Genomic DNA, 2646 nt, shown 5'->3' on the forward strand with positions numbered 1-2646 from the left:
CGGCGCTGGTGGAGGAGAGCGCGGCCGCCGCCGAGAGCCTCAAGGACCAGGCCCGGCGCCTGGCCGGTGTCGTGCAGATCTTCCGCACGGACGCCCATTCCTCATGAACACGGGCGGCGCCTGACCCCGCCGCATCCTTTCAATCAACAAGACGAAGAGACAGTCATGCAACACTTGATGCGCCAGTTTTCCATCCGAATCCGCATGAGGGCCGCCATCGGCGTGGTCCTGATGCTGCTGCTGCTGGTCGGTACCGCCGGCTGGTGGGGCATGGCGCGCATGCACGCGCTGAACGAGGACTTTGTCGAACGCACCTTCGAAGAGACGCTCACGCTCTCGCGCCTGCAGGTGGCGCTGGGCGACATGGGCCGCCACGAGAAGGACATGATCATTGCCTACGAAAAGCCCGAGGCCGTGCTCAAGGCCAAAGCCCAGTGGCAGGCCGCCCGTGACGAGGCCCAGAAGCAGATGGACGTGCTGCAGGCCGGCAAGGAAGAGGGCGAGAACGAACTGGTGCGCGAGATGCAGTCGCACCTCACGAAGTACGTCGCGGCCGTGGGGCCGGTGACGAACCAGCTGGAGTCCTCCGGCTACGACTCGGCGACGGTGGCCAACCGCATGCTGGGCCGCGCGCACGCCAACTACGGCGACCTGCTGCAAAGCCTCAAGCAGCTGGAAGAGGTGCTGATGGCCGATGCCGCCAGTGCCCGCCAGGCGGGCAAGAGCGCCAACGACCAGACCCTGATGCTGTTCGGCCTGGCCGTGGCGATCGCTGCCCTGGTGGTGGTGCCGACCACGCTGTCCAACATGAACAGCATCTGCCGCCCGCTGGACGAAGCCCAGCATCTGGCCAGCGCGATCGCCAAGGGCGACCTCACGCGGACGATCCAGCGCGAAGGCAAGGACGAAACGGCCGCGCTCATGCGCGCGCTGGGCGACATGCAGGCCTCGCTGGCCCGCATCGTGGGCGAGGTGCGCAGCTCCACCGACAGCATCGGCACCGCCAGCCAGCAGATCGCCAGCGGCAACCAGGATCTCTCCAGCCGCACGGAGCAGGCGGCGAGCAACCTGCAGGAAACGGCGGCGAGCATGGAACAGCTCACCAGTACGGTGCGCCAGAGCGCCGATGCCGCGCGCCAGGCCACGCAGATGGCCGTGGCCAACGCCGAGGTGGCGGTGCGCGGTGGCCAGGTCGTGGGCCAGGTGGTCACGACCATGGACGAGATCAACCACAGCAGCAAGAAGATCGGCGACATCATCGGCGTGATCGACGGGATCGCGTTCCAGACCAACATCCTGGCGCTGAACGCGGCGGTGGAAGCCGCGCGGGCCGGGGAGCAGGGCCGGGGCTTCGCCGTGGTGGCGGCCGAGGTGCGCAGCCTGGCGCAGCGCAGCGCGCAGGCGGCCAAGGAGATCAAGGGCCTGATCGAGACCAGCGTGGGCAAGGTGGAAGATGGTTCGCGCCTGGTGGCGCAGGCCGGCAGCACCATCGGCGAGATCGTGGCCAACGCCGAGAAGGTGTCGGCCTTCATCAGCGACATCACCACCGCCGCCGGCGAGCAGAGCGACGGGATCGGACAGGTGAACGTGGCGGTGACGCAGCTGGACCAGATGACGCAGCAGAACGCGGCGCTGGTGGAAGAGAGCGCGGCCGCCGCCGAGAGCCTCAAGGACCAGGCCGGTCGCCTGGCCGAAGCGGTGCGGTTCTTCCGCATCGACGACGGCACCCCGATGTTGCGCGCCTGAGCGCCGCGAGGGGCACGCCATGAACTTCAACCAACGCCTTCTTCTGGCGTTCGTCGCGCCGGCCGCGCTCTTCGTGGCCGGCCTGGCGGGCAGCATCTGGTCGCTGGCGCAGACGCAGTCGCGCTTCGACCACTACATCAAGACCGAGCAGGCCACGGCCAGCGGCCTGCAGGACATGTATGCGCAAGGCCTGCAGATGGGCCAGGCGCTGCGCAACATCGTGCTCGATCCGAGCAACCAGCAGGCCTACAAGAACCTGGAGGCGGCGCGCGAGGCCTTCGACGCGGCCCACCAGACCACGCTCGCGGCCGCCAAGGGCACGCCCGCCGAAGCGGGTCTGGCCCCACTGGCCGGCTTGCGCACGGCCCAGGCCCAGGCGCAGGACAAGGTGCTGGCCCTGCTGAAGACCAGCGCACCCGATGCGGTGCAGATGCTCAACACGGAAGAAACGCCTGCCTGGCGCAAGCTGCGCGGCGAACTGCTGCAGCTGGGCAAGGCCTCGCAGGCGCTGTCGACGCAGACGCACGAGCAGGTCAACGCCGAGGCCGACCGCGCCCGCGCGCTGGCCATCGGCCTGGCCTTGTTGGCCCTCTCGGCCGCCGTGGTGCTGGGGCTGGTGGTGCAGCGCACGCTCAAGCGCGAGATCGGCGGCGACCCGGCCATGGCGCGCAGCGCCTTGCGCCGCATCGCCGACGGCGACCTCAGCGGCGCCACGCCGCCCGCGCAGGATCCCAACAGCCTGATGGGCGCGCTCTCGGCCATGCAGACCTCGATGCGCACCCTGGTCGGCCAGGTGCAGCAGTCCAGCGGGGGCATCGATGTGGCCAGCGGCGAGATTGCCTCGGGCAACCAGGACCTGAGCGCGCGCACGGAGCAGGCGGCGAGCAACCTGCAGGAAAC

2 protein-coding genes are annotated in these 2646 nt (G+C 69.3%); both read left to right on the forward strand.

Annotated elements, in window-relative coordinates; genetic code table 11:
- Positions 1 to 165: 165 nt before the first annotated feature.
- On the forward strand, positions 166 to 1746 hold the full coding sequence (locus AC3WPZ_RS27865) for a methyl-accepting chemotaxis protein (protein ID WP_382322363.1): 1581 nt from the start codon (positions 166 to 168) through the stop codon (positions 1744 to 1746).
- A gap of 19 nt (positions 1747 to 1765) precedes the next feature.
- Positions 1766 to 2646, forward strand: an 881-nt coding sequence (locus AC3WPZ_RS27870) for a methyl-accepting chemotaxis protein (RefSeq protein WP_492442594.1), incomplete at its 3' end; no start/stop codon positions are given.

The sequence above is a fragment of the Hydrogenophaga sp. FW305-3-2-15-A-LB1 genome (assembly GCF_058787875.1).